The 13,858-nt window shown below is 68.4% G+C and carries 17 protein-coding genes; 4 read left to right on the top strand and 13 right to left on the bottom strand.

Features of this window, described 5'->3' with window-relative positions; genetic code table 11:
* Positions 1-60 precede the first annotated feature (60 nt).
* Entirely contained in the window at positions 61-612 is a 552-nt protein-coding gene (locus AB5J62_RS11730) for an N-acetyltransferase family protein (protein ID WP_370948233.1), read from the top strand.
* Here AB5J62_RS11730 and AB5J62_RS11725 read toward each other — a convergent pair.
* Positions 580-1,059 (bottom strand): GtrA family protein, encoded by a 480-nt coding sequence (locus tag AB5J62_RS11725; RefSeq protein ID WP_370948232.1) that lies wholly within the window; start codon positions 1,057-1,059, stop codon positions 580-582. The two genes, AB5J62_RS11730 and AB5J62_RS11725, sit on opposite strands and share 33 nt — an antisense overlap.
* 149 nt (positions 1,060-1,208) lie before the next feature.
* On the opposite strand from AB5J62_RS11725, the gene AB5J62_RS11720 reads away from it, so the two are divergent.
* Entirely contained in the window at positions 1,209-1,730 is a 522-nt protein-coding gene (locus tag AB5J62_RS11720) for a hypothetical protein (RefSeq protein WP_370948231.1), read from the top strand.
* 432 nt (positions 1,731-2,162) lie between these two features.
* On the opposite strand, the gene AB5J62_RS11715 is transcribed toward AB5J62_RS11720, so the two are convergent.
* Complete coding sequence (locus AB5J62_RS11715; protein WP_370948230.1) at positions 2,163-2,888, bottom strand: transposase; 726 nt, start codon at positions 2,886-2,888, stop codon at positions 2,163-2,165.
* Complete coding sequence (locus tag AB5J62_RS11710) at positions 2,839-3,765, bottom strand: transposase (protein WP_370948229.1); 927 nt, start codon at positions 3,763-3,765, stop codon at positions 2,839-2,841. Before AB5J62_RS11710 ends, AB5J62_RS11715 begins: the two co-directional genes overlap by 50 nt.
* 261 nt (positions 3,766-4,026) lie before the next feature.
* Here AB5J62_RS11710 and AB5J62_RS11705 point away from each other — a divergent pair, with 261 nt between their 5' ends.
* The gene (locus AB5J62_RS11705) at positions 4,027-4,392 is read left to right on the top strand and encodes a hypothetical protein (protein WP_370948228.1); all 366 of its coding nucleotides are present in this window, start codon (positions 4,027-4,029) and stop codon (positions 4,390-4,392) included.
* Between the two features lie 44 nt (positions 4,393-4,436).
* On the opposite strand, the gene AB5J62_RS11700 is transcribed toward AB5J62_RS11705, so the two are convergent.
* The 10 genes from AB5J62_RS11700 to AB5J62_RS11655 form a co-directional block, all read right to left on the bottom strand.
* Positions 4,437-4,883, bottom strand: coding sequence for a hypothetical protein (locus AB5J62_RS11700; protein ID WP_370948227.1), 447 nt, complete (start codon positions 4,881-4,883; stop codon positions 4,437-4,439).
* Positions 4,880-5,623 carry a 4-hydroxy-tetrahydrodipicolinate reductase gene (gene dapB, locus AB5J62_RS11695; protein ID WP_370948226.1) on the bottom strand — a complete coding sequence of 248 codons (744 nt, stop codon included), beginning with the start codon at positions 5,621-5,623 and terminating at the stop codon, positions 4,880-4,882. Before dapB ends, AB5J62_RS11700 begins: the two co-directional genes overlap by 4 nt.
* Positions 5,620-6,981 carry a M16 family metallopeptidase gene (locus tag AB5J62_RS11690; protein ID WP_370948225.1) on the bottom strand — a complete coding sequence of 454 codons (1,362 nt, stop codon included), beginning with the start codon at positions 6,979-6,981 and terminating at the stop codon, positions 5,620-5,622. The genes dapB and AB5J62_RS11690 overlap by 4 nt, the downstream gene beginning before the upstream one ends.
* An 85-nt stretch (positions 6,982-7,066) precedes the next feature.
* Positions 7,067-9,313, bottom strand: a complete 2,247-nt coding sequence (locus tag AB5J62_RS11685) for a polyribonucleotide nucleotidyltransferase (protein WP_370948224.1) — start codon at positions 9,311-9,313, stop codon at positions 7,067-7,069.
* A gap of 224 nt (positions 9,314-9,537) precedes the next feature.
* Positions 9,538-9,807 (bottom strand): 30S ribosomal protein S15, encoded by a 270-nt coding sequence (rpsO, locus tag AB5J62_RS11680; protein ID WP_370948223.1) that lies wholly within the window; start codon positions 9,805-9,807, stop codon positions 9,538-9,540.
* 122 nt (positions 9,808-9,929) lie between these two features.
* Complete coding sequence (locus AB5J62_RS11675; RefSeq protein ID WP_370948222.1) at positions 9,930-10,418, bottom strand: 2'-5' RNA ligase family protein; 489 nt, start codon at positions 10,416-10,418, stop codon at positions 9,930-9,932.
* Entirely contained in the window at positions 10,415-10,897 is a 483-nt protein-coding gene (locus AB5J62_RS11670) for an XRE family transcriptional regulator (protein ID WP_370950241.1), read from the bottom strand. Before AB5J62_RS11670 ends, AB5J62_RS11675 begins: the two co-directional genes overlap by 4 nt.
* An 86-nt stretch (positions 10,898-10,983) precedes the next feature.
* Positions 10,984-11,937: a bifunctional riboflavin kinase/FAD synthetase gene (locus AB5J62_RS11665; RefSeq protein WP_370950240.1), complete on the bottom strand. Its 954-nt coding sequence runs from the start codon at positions 11,935-11,937 to the stop codon at positions 10,984-10,986.
* 33 nt (positions 11,938-11,970) lie between these two features.
* Positions 11,971-12,876 carry a tRNA pseudouridine(55) synthase TruB gene (gene truB, locus AB5J62_RS11660; protein ID WP_370948221.1) on the bottom strand — a complete coding sequence of 302 codons (906 nt, stop codon included), beginning with the start codon at positions 12,874-12,876 and terminating at the stop codon, positions 11,971-11,973.
* A gap of 9 nt (positions 12,877-12,885) precedes the next feature.
* On the bottom strand, positions 12,886-13,377 hold the full coding sequence (locus tag AB5J62_RS11655; RefSeq protein ID WP_370948220.1) for a GNAT family N-acetyltransferase: 492 nt from the start codon (positions 13,375-13,377) through the stop codon (positions 12,886-12,888).
* Positions 13,378-13,483: 106 nt separating this feature from the next.
* Between AB5J62_RS11655 and AB5J62_RS11650 the strand changes: the two genes are divergently transcribed.
* Entirely contained in the window at positions 13,484-13,852 is a 369-nt protein-coding gene (locus AB5J62_RS11650) for an SgcJ/EcaC family oxidoreductase (protein WP_370948219.1), read from the top strand.
* The last annotated feature ends 6 nt before the right edge of the window (positions 13,853-13,858 follow it).

Below are 13,858 nucleotides of genomic sequence, written 5' to 3'. Positions count from 1 at the left end.
GATGTCGCCGATGGTGCCACGACCCACCGACAAAAACCGGACCCACTAAGTTTCACCAGCATGAGCATCGCCCGAGTCCGCCTGGCCACCGCGGAAGACGCCAAGGAGATCGCCCGGATCCAGCGGGTCACCTGGGAGGCCGCCTATGCCGACCTGCCAGGCGCGCTCGCGGCGCTGGACGCCGTCGACGCCGAGCAGCAGTGGACGGACGCGATCGAGTTCCCGTTCAGCTCCGTCTACCTGGCCACCGAGGGCGAGTTCAACGTCGGCTTCTGCGTCGCGGGCCTGGCGCCAGAGAGCGAGGTCGCGGACGCCTCCGGCGCGCTGCCCGACGACGCGAGCAAGACGGGACTCATCGCATCGCTGCTGGTAGAGCCGCGATGGGGGCGCCGGGGACACGCCGGCCGACTGCTCGCGACGGCCGCGCAGGGCCTGCGTGAGCTGGGTGCCGAGCGCGGCATCAGCTGGGTCGGGCAGTCCGACCACCCGGCGCTGGGCTTCTACCGCCGTGCCGGCTGGAACCCGGACGGCACCGTCCGCGTGCTCGACACCGGTGAGACCACCATCCGCGAGGTGCGGCTAACCGGCACGCTGGACCTCGGGCTCGCGTGAGTTCCTCGCGAACACCACCCACCGCATCGCGCTGTACATGAAGACGCCCTCGCACGCGCCCGCCAGGATGCGCGACAGGTGGTACTGCACGCCCAGCGCGGTCAGCCCGCTGCCGACACCGAGCAAGAACGCGACATAGTTGATCGCGATCGCGACGACGTACAGCACCACCTGGCGGCCGGCGGGCGCGTGCGACTCGAAGTTCAGCTTGCGGTTCAGCACGAAGCTGAGCGCGAACGCGCCGATGTAGCCGAGCGTGATCGACAGCCAGACCGGCAGGTCCAGCCAGCCGTGGAACAAGGTCAGCAAGGCGAGGTCCACCCCGAAGGTGAACCCGTTGATCAGCGCGAAGCCGAGGAAATTGGGCGCGACGATCCGGGACAGCCCGAATGGCAGGCGGCGCACGACGGCGGCGCAGAACCGGGCGAACCGGCTGTGCTCTTCCACCAGGCCAGGTTTCCAGCGCAAGGTGACCGCAAGACGGCGAACAGGTGATCTTTTATCGCTGGCACCACCATGAATACGGGGGTTTACCTCAGGGTGTCCCGGTTTTGCGGCTGCTAACTTGGACACAGATCGCGATGGGGAGGTGAGCGATGCTGGGATGGCTGTGTGTGACACTCGGTGTCGCCTTCGGCTCCGCTATCGTGCCGCTGATCAGCGTCGAGGTGTTCGTGATCGGCCTCGTCGCGAGCAAGCCGGACGTGCCGTGGCTCGCCGTGGGCATCGTGGTCGCGACGGGCCAGATCGCCGGGAAGCTGCTGTACTACCTCGCCGCGCGCGGGTCGATCAAACTGCCCAAGGTGCTGCACGACCGGCTGCACCGCGAGCGCCCGCCGACGCCGAGGCGTGAGCGGATGCGCTTGCGTACCAAGAAGTTCCGGGCCTGGGTCGACGCGCTGCGCGAGCGCTGCCACCGGCATCCGCACTGGATGACCGGGACGTACGGGGTGAGCGCGGTCATCGGGCTGCCGCCGTTCATGGCCACCACCGTGCTGGCCGGGATGGTCCGGATGCCGATGTCGACGTTCCTGATCGGCGGGCTGCTCGGGCGTGGCATCCGCTTCAGCCTGCTGGCCGCGGCACCCGCGATGTTCGCCGGAGTGTTCCACTTCTGAACGCGTGAAGGTTGCGCCCGCTGTTCAAGCTGAAGGCTGAATGGTGGAGGTCGTGAGCGTTGCGGGCGGTTCTATTGAGGGGAAACGCAAAGGTGGCGTGATCGTCGGCTCGACGTGGGGTCGTGAGTGGTACGGCCGGTTCTAACCGGCGAAAACACTCACGACCCCTTCGGGCTGTCTCGTCCACGGCAGGGTCGTGGTCCGGCGTGGATGAAGGCTCCCCTCATACCTGGGCCTACTGCCTGGGTGAGTGCGGTTTGCGTCGTTCAACGCCGCGAACCGCACTCACCCGCCTCGAACGACCCTGTAACTGGTCAAGCGGGTTGACTGTGCGGGTTTTGAGTCGTTCAGAGCCTGTTGCTTTTTGCTGTTGTGGTGTCTTCGGCATCGTCCGGTCTCTGGCTTGGCCACCGGGCCGGGCCGGGGTGGGGTTCAGGTGGTGCGGATCTGGGCGGTGGTGATGCCCTTGGTCCAGAGTTTGAGCAGGTTGGTGACTGCGGCGGCGAGGGAGAGTTCGGCTTGGGCGGCGGTGAGTCCTCGGCGGGCGAAGCGGGTGAGCCCGCGGCGGTCTTTGAGCCAGGCGTTGGGTGCTTCGATCATCGCGCCGCGTCGTCGGTAGAGGGTCACGCCTTCTGCGGTGCGTAGCCGGTGGTTCATCTTCTCCCGCGCGGTGGCGTTCTTGGGTGGGTCGCCGGTGGCCGGGTCGGTGGCGGCTCGAGTGTTCACGGTGCGGCCTTTGGCATCGGCGATGAGACGGTCCGGGCCCGCGGTCTCAAGGTTGGCGGTCGAGTCGTAGCCGGCGTCGCCGATCATCACGCCGACGGTGAGGTCACCGCGGCCGGTGCGCCGGGCCAGCTTCCCGGCGGTGGCGAGGACATCATCGGCGGTGGGCACGAACTGGTCGAGGTCGTTGGTGTCCTGGGTGGCGCGGGCGGACACGAGGAATTCGTCGTCGCTGACCGCGGTCTGGCAGTTGTAGCCCTGGACCCAGCCGTTGCGGGTCTTGAGCAGCCGTGATTGCGGGTCGGTCGTGTTCGCCACGAACTTGTCGGTCTGCGTCTGGGATTTCGCGGTGGCGGCGGCCTGTTCAGCGCGGGAGAGCGCGGCCTCATAGGCGGCGCGGGCCCGCCGGACCCTGCTGTGATCCTCCGGCGGCACCGCTGCTTTCCCCGACGGGCGGCGCCCGCCGCCGGATCGCATCTGGGCGTGCCAGGCCTCCCAGCGGGACACCGCTGTGGCTCGCTCCCGGTCCAGGCGTGCTCGGGCCACCGCGACCCGGTCCGCGCCTCGCGGCGGGGCCCCGCCACGGGTGAGGCCGGGCGACCGCGGCGTCATAGGCCCGCGCGATCTCAGCCCGCCCCTCGCCGGCCTGCTCGGCCGCGTCGCGACGGGACTGGATCTGCTCCAGCGCGGCCGTGATCCGTTCACCGCGACGGGTGCGGTCACGCAGGTCCGGTGGTGGTTCGTCGCCGCGCCGGTCGGCGCCGAAGCGGGCGTCGTCGGCCGCGTCGGTCTGCGCGGTCTCCTCAACGAACTTCTCGGCCAGTTTCCGCAGGTGAGCCTCGGTGCGGTTGGCGTCCTTACTCGCGTTGGCGGCGATCTTGGTGCCGTCGAACGCGACCACCCCCAGCGACACCATCCCCAGTTCGGCGGCCAGCACCAGCGACTCGGTCAGCAGATCCGTCAGCGCCGCCTCGTGACGCTGGCGGAACCGGGCCAGCACCGTGTGATCCGGGATGTCCTGCGCGCAGATGATCCGGAACGCCACATCGGTCAGGCACAACCGCTCGATCCGCCGCGACGAGGACACCCCATGCGCCATCGCATACACGAACAACGTCAGCAGCATCTCCGGGTCATACCCACGCCGCCCGACCCCACCACGCTTCGCCGTCGCGTGAAACGCCGACGTGTCCAGCCGCCCCACCACCGCGATCACGAACCACACCAGATGATCATCCGGCAACCAGTCCGCCATCGACGGCGGCAACAGAAACTCCTGCTCACGATCAACCGGCCGATAATCCCTTGCCACACAACAATTATCCCAAGTTGCCACACGTGCAACAAGATCATCAAGCCATGTCGAGCCAGTTCAAAAAGCAACAGGCTCTTCAACGACGCATTTCCCACACAGCCACCCCGGACACAGCCGAGCACACCCAGACACGCCACCTTTGACCTTCCGCCCAATAACCGTCCGGAACGCTCACGACCCCGGGCGGTCCGTAACCCGTTCGACTGGGATTACGCCGAATGGCAGCAGGGTGACAGCGCCGAATGCCACGATTCGATCATGTTCAAAAAGATCACGGCCGCCGCGCTGATCGCCTTCGTCTCGACCACGACCCTGTCCGTGCCCGCGTCAGCTGACACGCAGGCGGCACCGGTCACCGTCCAAGGATTCACCGTCCTCAAGGAAAAGAGCGGTGGCGGCCGCACGCTCAGGTTGTGGCAGAACACCGCCACCGGCAAGGTGCACGCCAACGCTTCCGGCGCCAGGAACGGCGACCGGCTCAGCATCGGCAGCTGCTGCGCGCCCTACACCACTTACGAAACTGTCGTCAGCACCGGCAACTCCGAGCTGAACACCGGCGAATACAACAACTTCGGCCCCAGCGTGAACCTCAACTTCGCGGGTGGCGGCGAGATCCACTTCTGACCCTGCGAAGAAAAGGCCCCCTTTCTTGGTGAAGGGGGCCTTTTTCACGCTTCCTGGGACTCGAGCTGGACGGCTTTGCGCATGGTTTCGCGGGCTCGGCGGCGGTCGCCCGCGATGTCGTAGGCGAACGCGAGGCGGTACCAGTTGCGCCAGTCGTCGGGGTCGGCTTCGACCTCGGCCTGGCGGGCGTCGAACCAGACGTCGGCGGCCTGGCGCTCGACGCGGCCCGAGGCGCGGCGGGGCAGGTCGGAGATGTCCGGCAGGCCGCCCTCCTCGTCCAGGCGGCGCCCCAGGTGCTGGATACGCACGCCGGACCGCCAGGTGGACACCACGACCCAAACACCCAGCAGTGGCAACAAAAGCACGCCGATGCCGAGCAGCACCGGGACCGTGCCGCCCGCCTGGAACAGCGCGATGGCACGGCCTGCCAGCAAAACGAAGTACACGACCAGCGCCGCCGTCAGCAGCAGCGCGACATTCCTGGCTTTCACAGCGAGAGCACGTTCTCCAGTCCGACGGTCAGACCAGGACGCTTGAGGACCTCACGCACGCCGAGCAGCACGCCGGGCATGAACGAGGTGCGGTCCATCGAGTCGTGGCGGATCGTCAGGGTCTCCCCCTCCGCGCCGAACAGGATCTCCTCGTGGGCGATGAGGCCGGGCAGGCGCACGGAGTGCACGCGGACGTCCTCGACCAGCGCGCCGCGGGCGCCTGCCAGCTCGGCCGTCGTGGCGTCGGGGCCGGGGGTGATGCCGGCTTCCTTACGGGCCTGGGCGATCATCTGGGCGGTGTGGCCCGCGGTGCCGGACGGGGCGTCGGCCTTGCGGTTGTGGTGCAGCTCGATGATCTCGGCCGAGGCGTAGAAACGAGCGGCCTGCTGGGCGAAACGCATCGCGAGTACCGCACCGAGCGCGAAGTTCGGGGCGATGAGGACGCCGAGCGAGGGCTTCGCCGCGAGCCATTCGCGGACCTGGGCCAGCCGCTCTTCGCTCATGCCCGTGGTGCCGACGACGGCGTGCACGTCGTTGTCGATGGCGAAGCGGAGGTTGTCCATCACGGCGTCGGGGTGGGTGAAGTCGACGATGACCTGCGCGCCGTTCAGCGCGCGCGAGTCGTCGGCGTCGATGGCCGCCACGACGTCCATGTCGGCGGCGCCTTCGACGGCCTTGACGACCGTGGCGCCCATCCGGCCACGCGCGCCGAGCACACCTACGCGGATCAAATCGGTCATGACGCGATCACCTCGTGAAGATCGTCTGGAAGGTCGTCGGAGTGAGCGTAAGGCCCGACGACGGCGGCCGCTGACACGCCACCCGGTCGGCGAAGCAGAGTGCGAGCGAGCGCACAGACCTCGTCGGTGGTGACCGCGTCGATGCGGGCGACGGTGTCGTCGACGCCCAGGTAGCGGCCGTAGTTGAGCTCGTTCTTGCCGATCCGCGACATCCGCGACGAGGTGTCCTCCAGGCCCAGCACGAGCCCGCCGCGCAGCTGGCCCTTGGCGCGCAGGACCTCCGCGTCGGTCAGGCCGTGCGCGGCGACACCGTCGAGCACCTCGCGGATCACCCCGGCGACCTCGCCGAGCTTCTCCGGCTGGCAGCCCGCGTAGACGGCCAGGTGCCCGGTGTCGGAGTAGCTCGCGGTCGACGAATACACCTGGTACGCCAGGCCACGCCGCTCGCGGATCTCCTGGAACAGCCGGGAGCTCATGCCGCCGCCGAGCGCCGCGTTCAGCACCGACAGCGCGAACCGGCGGTCGTCGTGGCGCGACAGCGCCTTGAGGCCGAGCATGACGTGCGCCTGCTCGGTGTCGTCGGTGTGCAGCGCGAGTTTGCGCGTCACCGGGATGCGCGCGCGGCCGGTGCGCGCGGCGACCGGGGTCTCCGCGCCGCTCAAGCGGTCGCGCAAAGCCTTGCGCACCAAGCGAAGCACCTGCGTGTGGTCGATGTTGCCCGCGACGGCGAGCACCATCCGGGGCATCGTGTAGCGGCGCTTGTAGAACCCGCGCAACGCCGACGCCGACATCCCGGTGATCGACTCCTCGGTGCCCAGCACCGGCAGGCCGAGCGGGTGACTGCCCAGAATCGCGCTGACGAAGGTCTCGTGCAGCAGGTCCTCGGGGTCGTCGTCGCGCATGGCGATCTCTTCGAGGACCACGCTGCGTTCGGTGTCCACGTCGGCGTCCGTGCACAGCGCCTCGAACACCACGTCGGTCACCAGGTCCATCGCGAGCGGAAGGTCCTGGTCGAGCACCTGCGCGTAGTAGCAGGTGTGCTCCTTGGCGGTGAACGCGTTGAACTCGCCGCCGACCGCGTCGATCTCTTCGGCGATCTGCGTGGCGTCACGGTTCGCGGTTCCCTTGAACAGCAAGTGTTCCAGGTAGTGCGCGGCGCCCGCGACGTTCGACGGCTCGTCACGCGAACCGACACCGACCCACAGCCCGACCGTCGCCGACCGCGACGCGGGCACGTGCTCGGTGATCACCCGCAGCCCACCGGCCAGCACCGTCCGCTTGACCACCGCACCGTCCGAAGTGGACTCCAGCGTGCGGGTACTGCCTATCGCCTGCTCAAACCCGGGAATCTGCGCCATGATCCTTCACATGCCTAATGTGTGCGCAAAGGCCTCCTTCACACGGGTGAAGGAGGCCTTTACGAGCCACTTATGAGAAACAGACCTACTTGGCTTCGGCGGCCTCGGCCTCGGCGGGCTTCGCGGCCTCGTCCTCTTCGCGGACCACGATGAGGGAGATCTTGCCGCGGTTGTCGATGTCGGCGATCTCCACGCGGAGCTTGTCACCGACGTTCACGACGTCCTCGACCTTGGCGATGCGCTTGCCGTTGCCCAGCTTCGAGATGTGCACCAGCCCGTCGCGGCCCGGGAGCAGCGAGACGAAGGCGCCGAAGGCGGCCGTCTTGACGACGGTGCCCAGGAAGCGCTCGCCCACCTTCGGGAGCTGCGGGTTGGCGATGGCGTTGATCTTGTCGATCGCGGCCTGCGCGGACGGGCCGTCCGCGGCACCGACGTAGATCGTGCCGTCATCCTCGATGGAGATGTCGGCGCCGGTCTCCTCGGTGATCGAGTTGATCATCTTGCCCTTCGGCCCGATGACCTCGCCGATCTTGTCGACCGGGACCTTCACGCTGGTGACCCGCGGAGCGAACGGGCTCATCTCGTCCGGTCCATCGATCGCCTCGGCGATGACCTCGAGGATGGTGAGCCGGGCGTCCTTCGCCTGGTTCAGCGCGGCGGCGAGCACCTCGGACGGGATGCCGTCGAGCTTGGTGTCCAGCTGCAGCGCGGTGATCAGGTCCTTGGTGCCTGCGACCTTGAAGTCCATGTCGCCCATGGCGTCTTCGGCGCCGAGGATGTCGGTCAGCGCGACATAGCGGGTCTCGCCGTCGACCTCGTCGGAGATGAGGCCCATGGCGATGCCGGCGACCGGCGCCTTCAGCGGCACACCGGCGTTGTAGAGGCCCATGGTGGACGCGCAGACCGAGCCCATCGAGGTGGAGCCGTTGGAGCCCAGCGCCTCGGAGACCTGGCGGATCGCGTACGGGAACTCGTCACGCTTCGGCAGCACCGGCACGAGCGCGCGCTCGGCGAGCATGCCGTGGCCGATCTCGCGCCGCTTCGGCGAACCGACGCGGCCGGTCTCGCCGGTGGAGAACGGCGGGAAGTTGTAGTGGTGCATGTAGCGCTTGTGCGTCTCCGGGGACAGCGCGTCGATCTGCTGCTCCAGGCGGAGCATGTTCAGCGTGGTGACACCCAGGATCTGGGTCTCGCCGCGCTCGAACAGCGCCGAGCCGTGCGCACGGGGGATGACCGAGACCTCAGCGGAGAGCTGGCGGATGTCGGTCAGGCCACGGCCGTCCATGCGGATCTTGTCCGTGAGGACGCGCTTGCGCATGATCTTCTTGGACAGCGCCTTGAACGCGGCGCCGATCTCCTTCTCGCGGCCCGCGAAGGCTTCGCCCTCTTCGATGCCGACCTTGGCCAGCACGGCGGCCTTGACCTCGTCGGTCGCGGTGTCACGGGCCTGCTTGCCCGCGATGGTCAGCGCGGCGGCCAGGTCGTCGGTCGCGATCGCGGCGACGGCCTCGAACGCGTCGTCCTGGTAAGCCAGGTAGACGGGGAACTCACCGGTCGGCTTCGCGGCGGCCTCGGCCAGCTTCTGCTGGGCCTCGCACAGCACGCGGATGAACGGCTTGGCGGCCTCGAGGCCCTCGGCCACGGACTGCTCGTTCGGGCCCTTGGCGCCCTCGGACACCAGGTCGAGGGTGTTCTCGGTGGCCTCGGCCTCGACCATCATGATCGCGACGTCGTTGGCGCCCTCGCCGACGATGCGGCCGGCGACGACCATGTTGAAGGTCGCCTTCTCCAGCTGCGACCAGGTCGGGAACGCGACCCACTGGCCCTCGATCAGCGCGACGCGGACGCCGCCGACCGGGCCGGAGAACGGCAGTCCGGCGATCTGGGTGGACGCGGACGCGGCGTTGATCGCCAGCACGTCGTACGGGTCGTCCGGGTTGAGGCTCTGGACGGTGATGACGACCTGGATCTCGTTGCGGAGACCGTCGGCGAACGACGGGCGCAGCGGCCGGTCGATCAGGCGGCAGGTCAGGATCGCGTCGGTGGAGGGGCGGCCCTCGCGACGGAAGAACGCGCCGGGGATGCGGCCCGCGGCGTACATGCGCTCTTCGACGTCCACGGTCAGCGGGAAGAAGTCGAAGTGGTCCTTCGGGTGCTTCGACGCCGTGGTGGCCGACAGCAGCATGGTCTCTTCGTCGAGGTAAGCGACGACAGAGCCCGCGGCCTGACGGGCCAGGCGGCCGGTCTCGAAGCGGACGGTGCGGGTGCCGAAACGGCCGTTGTCGAGCACGGCTTCGGTTTCGTGCACGGTGACTCCGGTGGAGTCGGTCATAGGGTGTATCTCCTCTTTGGTTCCTTCGTGACGGCGCGAGTCTCCCACCCTGGGACCCATTTCGCCTGAGGACGTTCGAGGAAGATGCCGGTCTTCGATCGAAGCCTCCGGGCCTCATGCCCGGAAACCACTACCGAGGACCGGCGGACGGATTCCGCGAACGCGCTCGCGCCGGTTCTAGACCGAGGGGGAGCGACCGTCGGCCACTCCCCCTCGGGGTCAAGCTATCGGCGGAGGCCGAGACGCTGGATCAGCGCACGGTACCGCTCGATGTCCACCTTCATCACGTAGTTGAGCAGCCGGCGGCGACGGCCGACCAGCAGCAGCAGCCCGCGACGCGAGTGGTGGTCGTGCTTGTGGGACTTCAGGTGCTCGGTGAGACCGACGATGCGCTTGGTGAGCAGCGCGACCTGGGCCTCGGGGGATCCGGTGTCCGAGTCGTGCACGCCGTACTCGGAAAGGATCGACTTCTTCTCTTCGGTGGACAGAGCCACTGACTAACTCCTAGTTTTTCTGGTGCCGTGTGGCCCGGACGATCGATCACGCCGGGTGAGACGGTCACGGCCGCCACGGACTGCAGCCGGACCCAACTGTCAAGGTTACGCCAGCAGCGGGTTCAGCCGTTCAGCGGGTAGCGTTCGACCACCCGGTAGCTGGTCCCGCGCTCGTCACGGTCGCTGCGCATGAGGACTGCCTCCCGCGCGACCCACGGCTCGGTGCGGAATGCCATCAGGCGCTCGGCCCAGGCCTTGCCCGCATCCGGATCTTCCTTAGCGTAGCGCGCGAGCGTCAGATGCGAACGGTATTTACGGCCGTCCGCGCCTGCGCCCGCCGCCGAAGCGAGTTCGGCGAGCCCCTCACCTGCGATGTTCAACCACAGCACGCCCGGAAAAGTTCCCGCGCCCTCGATCCGCAGGCTGGGAGCGGGACGGCCGCTCAGCGCGAGCTCCGGGATCTCGGGAACGTCCCCGTAGTAGCCGAGCGTCACGTGCCAGTTCGACGGCGGGGACCACCGCAGCGCCGGGTCGACGCCTTGGCGCGCGAGCTCCGACTCCAACGCCGCGACGACGTCTTGCGGCGGGAGCAGGGCGGTGAAAAGAATCATGGTGCTTGTTTGCCGGCGCGGCGGAGCAGGTCGGCAAGCGCCGGGAAGTCGTCGTCGAGCCGCTTGGCCGCCTCGTTCAGGTCCTCGTCCTCGGCGATCTCGCGCAGCGCGGCGAACACCGAGTGGTCGTCGGCGACGGCGCCGACCGGGATGCTGTCGCGGCCGACGGTCGGCCGCGAGTCGCGAACGTCCTCGAGCGCCTGCTGCATCGCGTCGCGGTGACCGGCGGCGACACCCGGGACCAGGATCTTGCGCTCCAGCATGATCATCCTGGCGAGCACGACCGGGTTGCCGATCTTGGCGCGCCGCCCGCTCATCACCTGACTCAGCATCGGGGCGCTGATGCCCAGCACTTCGGCGAGGAAGGCCTGCGAAACATCGAAGGCGACCACCAGCCTGCGCACGCGGTCGCCGAGCGGCTCCCCGTACCACTCGCGCTGCAACGCGATGTTCCGCTGGACGATCTTGTGGTCCTCCACTGCGCTCCGCACTCCCCTAACGTCCGACTTGCTTGCACCCCGTCAGCATCTTGCCAGGTGAGACGAGATGGCAGGGCGATTTCCGGCTAATCGCCCAGTTCCAGCGCCTGGCGTGTGCGGACCACGTCGTCGTCGATCTTCTTGACCAGGTCGTCAGAGGAGCTGAATTTCACCTGGTCACGCAGCTTCGCCACGAAGTCGAGCGCGACGTGCTGACCGTAGAAGTCCTCGTCGATGTCGAGCACGAACGCCTCGACCGTGCGCTCCCGGCCCGAGAAGGTCGGGTTGGTGCCGACGGACACCGCGGCGGGCAGCCTGCGGCTGGGGTCAGCCGATCGAGTGAACCAGCAGCTGTAGACGCCGTCGGCGGGCACCGCGGCGAAGCGCGGGGTCGACAGGTTCGCCGTCGGGTAGCCGAGGTCGTGCCCGCGGCCGTCGCCCTTGACGACGATGCCTTCGAGCCGGTGCGGGCGCCCAAGCGCCTCGGCGGCGGCCTGGACGTCGCCCGCGTCGATGCAGGAGCGCACGTAGGTCGACGAGAAGGTGATCTCGCTTTCCGCGACGGACCGGCCCTGCAGCTCGGCGCCCTGCGCGGTGAACCCGAAGCGCTTGCCGAGCGTGCGCAGCAGTTCGACGTCACCGGCGGCCTTGTTGCCGAAGGTGAAGTTCTCGCCGACGATCACCGCGGCCGCGTGCAGCCGGTCGACGAGCACCTCGTGCACGAACTCGTGCGGGCTCAGCCTCGACAGCTCCAAGGTGAACGGCAGCACCGCGAACACGTCGGCGCCCAGGCCCTCGACCAGCTCGGCCTTGCGGCGCAGCGTGGTCAGCTGCGCCGGGTGGCTGCCCGGCCTGATCACCTCGGACGGATGCGGGTCGAAGGTGAGGACCACGGCGGGCAGCCCGCGCTCGGCCGCGACCTCGACAGTGCGGTTGATCAGCACCTGGTGTCCCCGGTGGACCCCGTCGAAGACCCCGATCGTGACGACACACCGGCCCCAGCCACTGGGGAGGTCTCCCAAACCACGCCAACGCTGCACTTCGCCCGCCTTCCCCATCGACACGTTCCCACCCTAGGCCGGAAGGAGCACTACCACCGACTTGGCCACGCCCTCGGCATCGGAAGCGAGAGCGAGGACACGTCCGTCCGGCCCGAACAGGCCATAGGTCCCGTCGATGCCCGCCGCCGGGATCCTCTGTCCATATTGGACGGCTTTGGCGGTCGCCGCGTCGAGATCGCGTCGCGGGAACGCCGCCGCCACAGCCGAATCTAGATCAAGGGAGAGCTCGGGCTTCTCCTCGAGCTGATCGAGTGTGCGCGCCTTGGCGAGGGTGAACGGGCCGACCGTCGTGCGCCGCAACGCGAGCAGGTGACCGCCGACGCCGAGCGCGGCGCCGAGGTCACGCGCGAGCGCGCGCACATAGGTACCCGAAGAGCATTCGACGATCGCGTCGAGTTCGATGCGATCTTCCTCGCGGCGGGTGGCGAGCAGGTCGAACCGGTAGACGGTGACCGGGCGCGGCGGGATCACGACGTCCTCACCGGCGCGGACCCGCGCGTAGGCGCGCTTGCCGTCGATCTTGACCGCGCTGACCGCGCTGGGCGCCTGCATGATGTCGCCGGTCAGCTCGGCGATCCCGGCGGCGATCGCCTCGTCGGTGACCCCGGCCGGGTCGGCCGTGGTGAGCACCTCGCCCTCGGCGTCGTCGGTGGTCGTCGAGGAGCCGAGCGAAAGCGTCGCGAGGTAGGTCTTGCGGTCGAGCGCGAGGTGTCCGAGCAGCTTGGTCGCGCGTTCGATGCCGAGCACCAGCACGCCGGTGGCCATCGGGTCGAGCGTGCCGGCGTGGCCGACCTTGCGGGTGCCCATGAACCGCCGCGCCCTGGCGACGACATCGTGCGAGGTCATGCCCGCGGGCTTGTCGACGATGACGAGACCGGGCGGCGGGGCGGGACGGCGTGGCTTTTTCGGCTGGGACACGCAGAAACCTTAAAGGTCGGCGACGTGGAAGCGGAGCCGGGTACTGGGCGCGCCGGACTCGTGGGCGTATGCGTCGTCGACTTCGACGGGACCCTTGGCGACCGCACGGGCGATGGCGGGCCAGAAGGCCACGGCGGGTGCGTTGTCGTGGTCGAAGCTCAGCGTCCACTCGCCGGGATGAGTGGTGAAGAGCAGCCTTGCCGCCTCGGTCGCCACCCCTTGTCGGCGGAACTTGCGCAGCACGAAGAACTCGCCGACGTTCCAGTCTTCGGCGAGGTCGCCGCGGACGAAGGCGAATCCGGCGAGTTCGCCGTCGACGGTGATGAGCCAGGCCTCGCGGTCGTCACCGAGGAAGTAGTAGTCGAGGTAGTGATAGGTGAAGGTGCCGTGCGGGGTGAGCCGCTCACCGCGGATCTCGGAGAAGTCGTACAGATAGAACTGGAGCAGGTTCTCCAGCACGGGCTTGTCGGCCTCGCCCGCGGGCACCAGTTCGACGGTCATGCCAGCAGTCTTTCAGCGCCCGCGAATCTTTTTTCCGCGAGAGCGATGAGTTCCGCCGAGCCCGCCGGTATACCCCTGCGACCGACCACCGACGCAGGAGGTTCCCATGACCGAGATCAAGGCACTCTTCGACCGGATCTACACCGCTTGGGCCGACAACGACGCCGACGCGTTCGCCGAGGTCTACCGCGAGGACGCGACCGTGACCATGCCCGGCGTGTTCCACCAGGGCAAGGCCGCCGTCCACGCGCACATGAAGGCGGGTTTCGCCGGGCCGCTGCGTGGTTCGCGCGGGATCGACGAGCCGCAGGACACCAGGATTATCGGAAACACGGCCATCGTGGTGAGCAAAGCTGGGATCCTCATGGCAGGCGAGACCGAGGTACCCGCCGAGCGCGAACGGCGCGCCACCTGGGTGTTGTCCAAGGAGGACGGCCAGTGGCTGGTCGCCGCGTACTCGAACACCCCCGCCTAGGAGGAC

Source organism: Amycolatopsis sp. cg5 (assembly GCF_041346955.1).
Taxonomy (GTDB): Bacteria; Actinomycetota; Actinomycetes; order Mycobacteriales; family Pseudonocardiaceae; genus Amycolatopsis.
This window is presented reverse-complemented; position numbering and strand designations above follow the sequence as displayed.

Excerpts from the sequence above, each read along its gene's own strand:
- AB5J62_RS11655 (WP_370948220.1), bottom strand. The coding sequence starts at position 13,377 with ATGACCGTCGAACTGGTGCCCGCGGGCGAGGCCGACAAGCCCGTGCTG.
- dapB (WP_370948226.1), bottom strand. The coding sequence starts at position 5,623 with ATGACCGATTTGATCCGCGTAGGTGTGCTCGGCGCGCGTGGCCGGATG.
- AB5J62_RS11705 (WP_370948228.1), top strand. The coding sequence starts at position 4,027 with ATGTTCAAAAAGATCACGGCCGCCGCGCTGATCGCCTTCGTCTCGACC.
- AB5J62_RS11650 (WP_370948219.1), top strand. The coding sequence starts at position 13,484 with ATGACCGAGATCAAGGCACTCTTCGACCGGATCTACACCGCTTGGGCC.
- AB5J62_RS11690 (WP_370948225.1), bottom strand. The coding sequence starts at position 6,981 with ATGGCGCAGATTCCCGGGTTTGAGCAGGCGATAGGCAGTACCCGCACG.
- AB5J62_RS11675 (WP_370948222.1), bottom strand. The coding sequence starts at position 10,418 with ATGATTCTTTTCACCGCCCTGCTCCCGCCGCAAGACGTCGTCGCGGCG.
- AB5J62_RS11730 (WP_370948233.1), top strand. The coding sequence starts at position 61 with ATGAGCATCGCCCGAGTCCGCCTGGCCACCGCGGAAGACGCCAAGGAG.
- AB5J62_RS11720 (WP_370948231.1), top strand. The coding sequence starts at position 1,209 with ATGCTGGGATGGCTGTGTGTGACACTCGGTGTCGCCTTCGGCTCCGCT.
- AB5J62_RS11685 (WP_370948224.1), bottom strand. The coding sequence starts at position 9,313 with ATGACCGACTCCACCGGAGTCACCGTGCACGAAACCGAAGCCGTGCTC.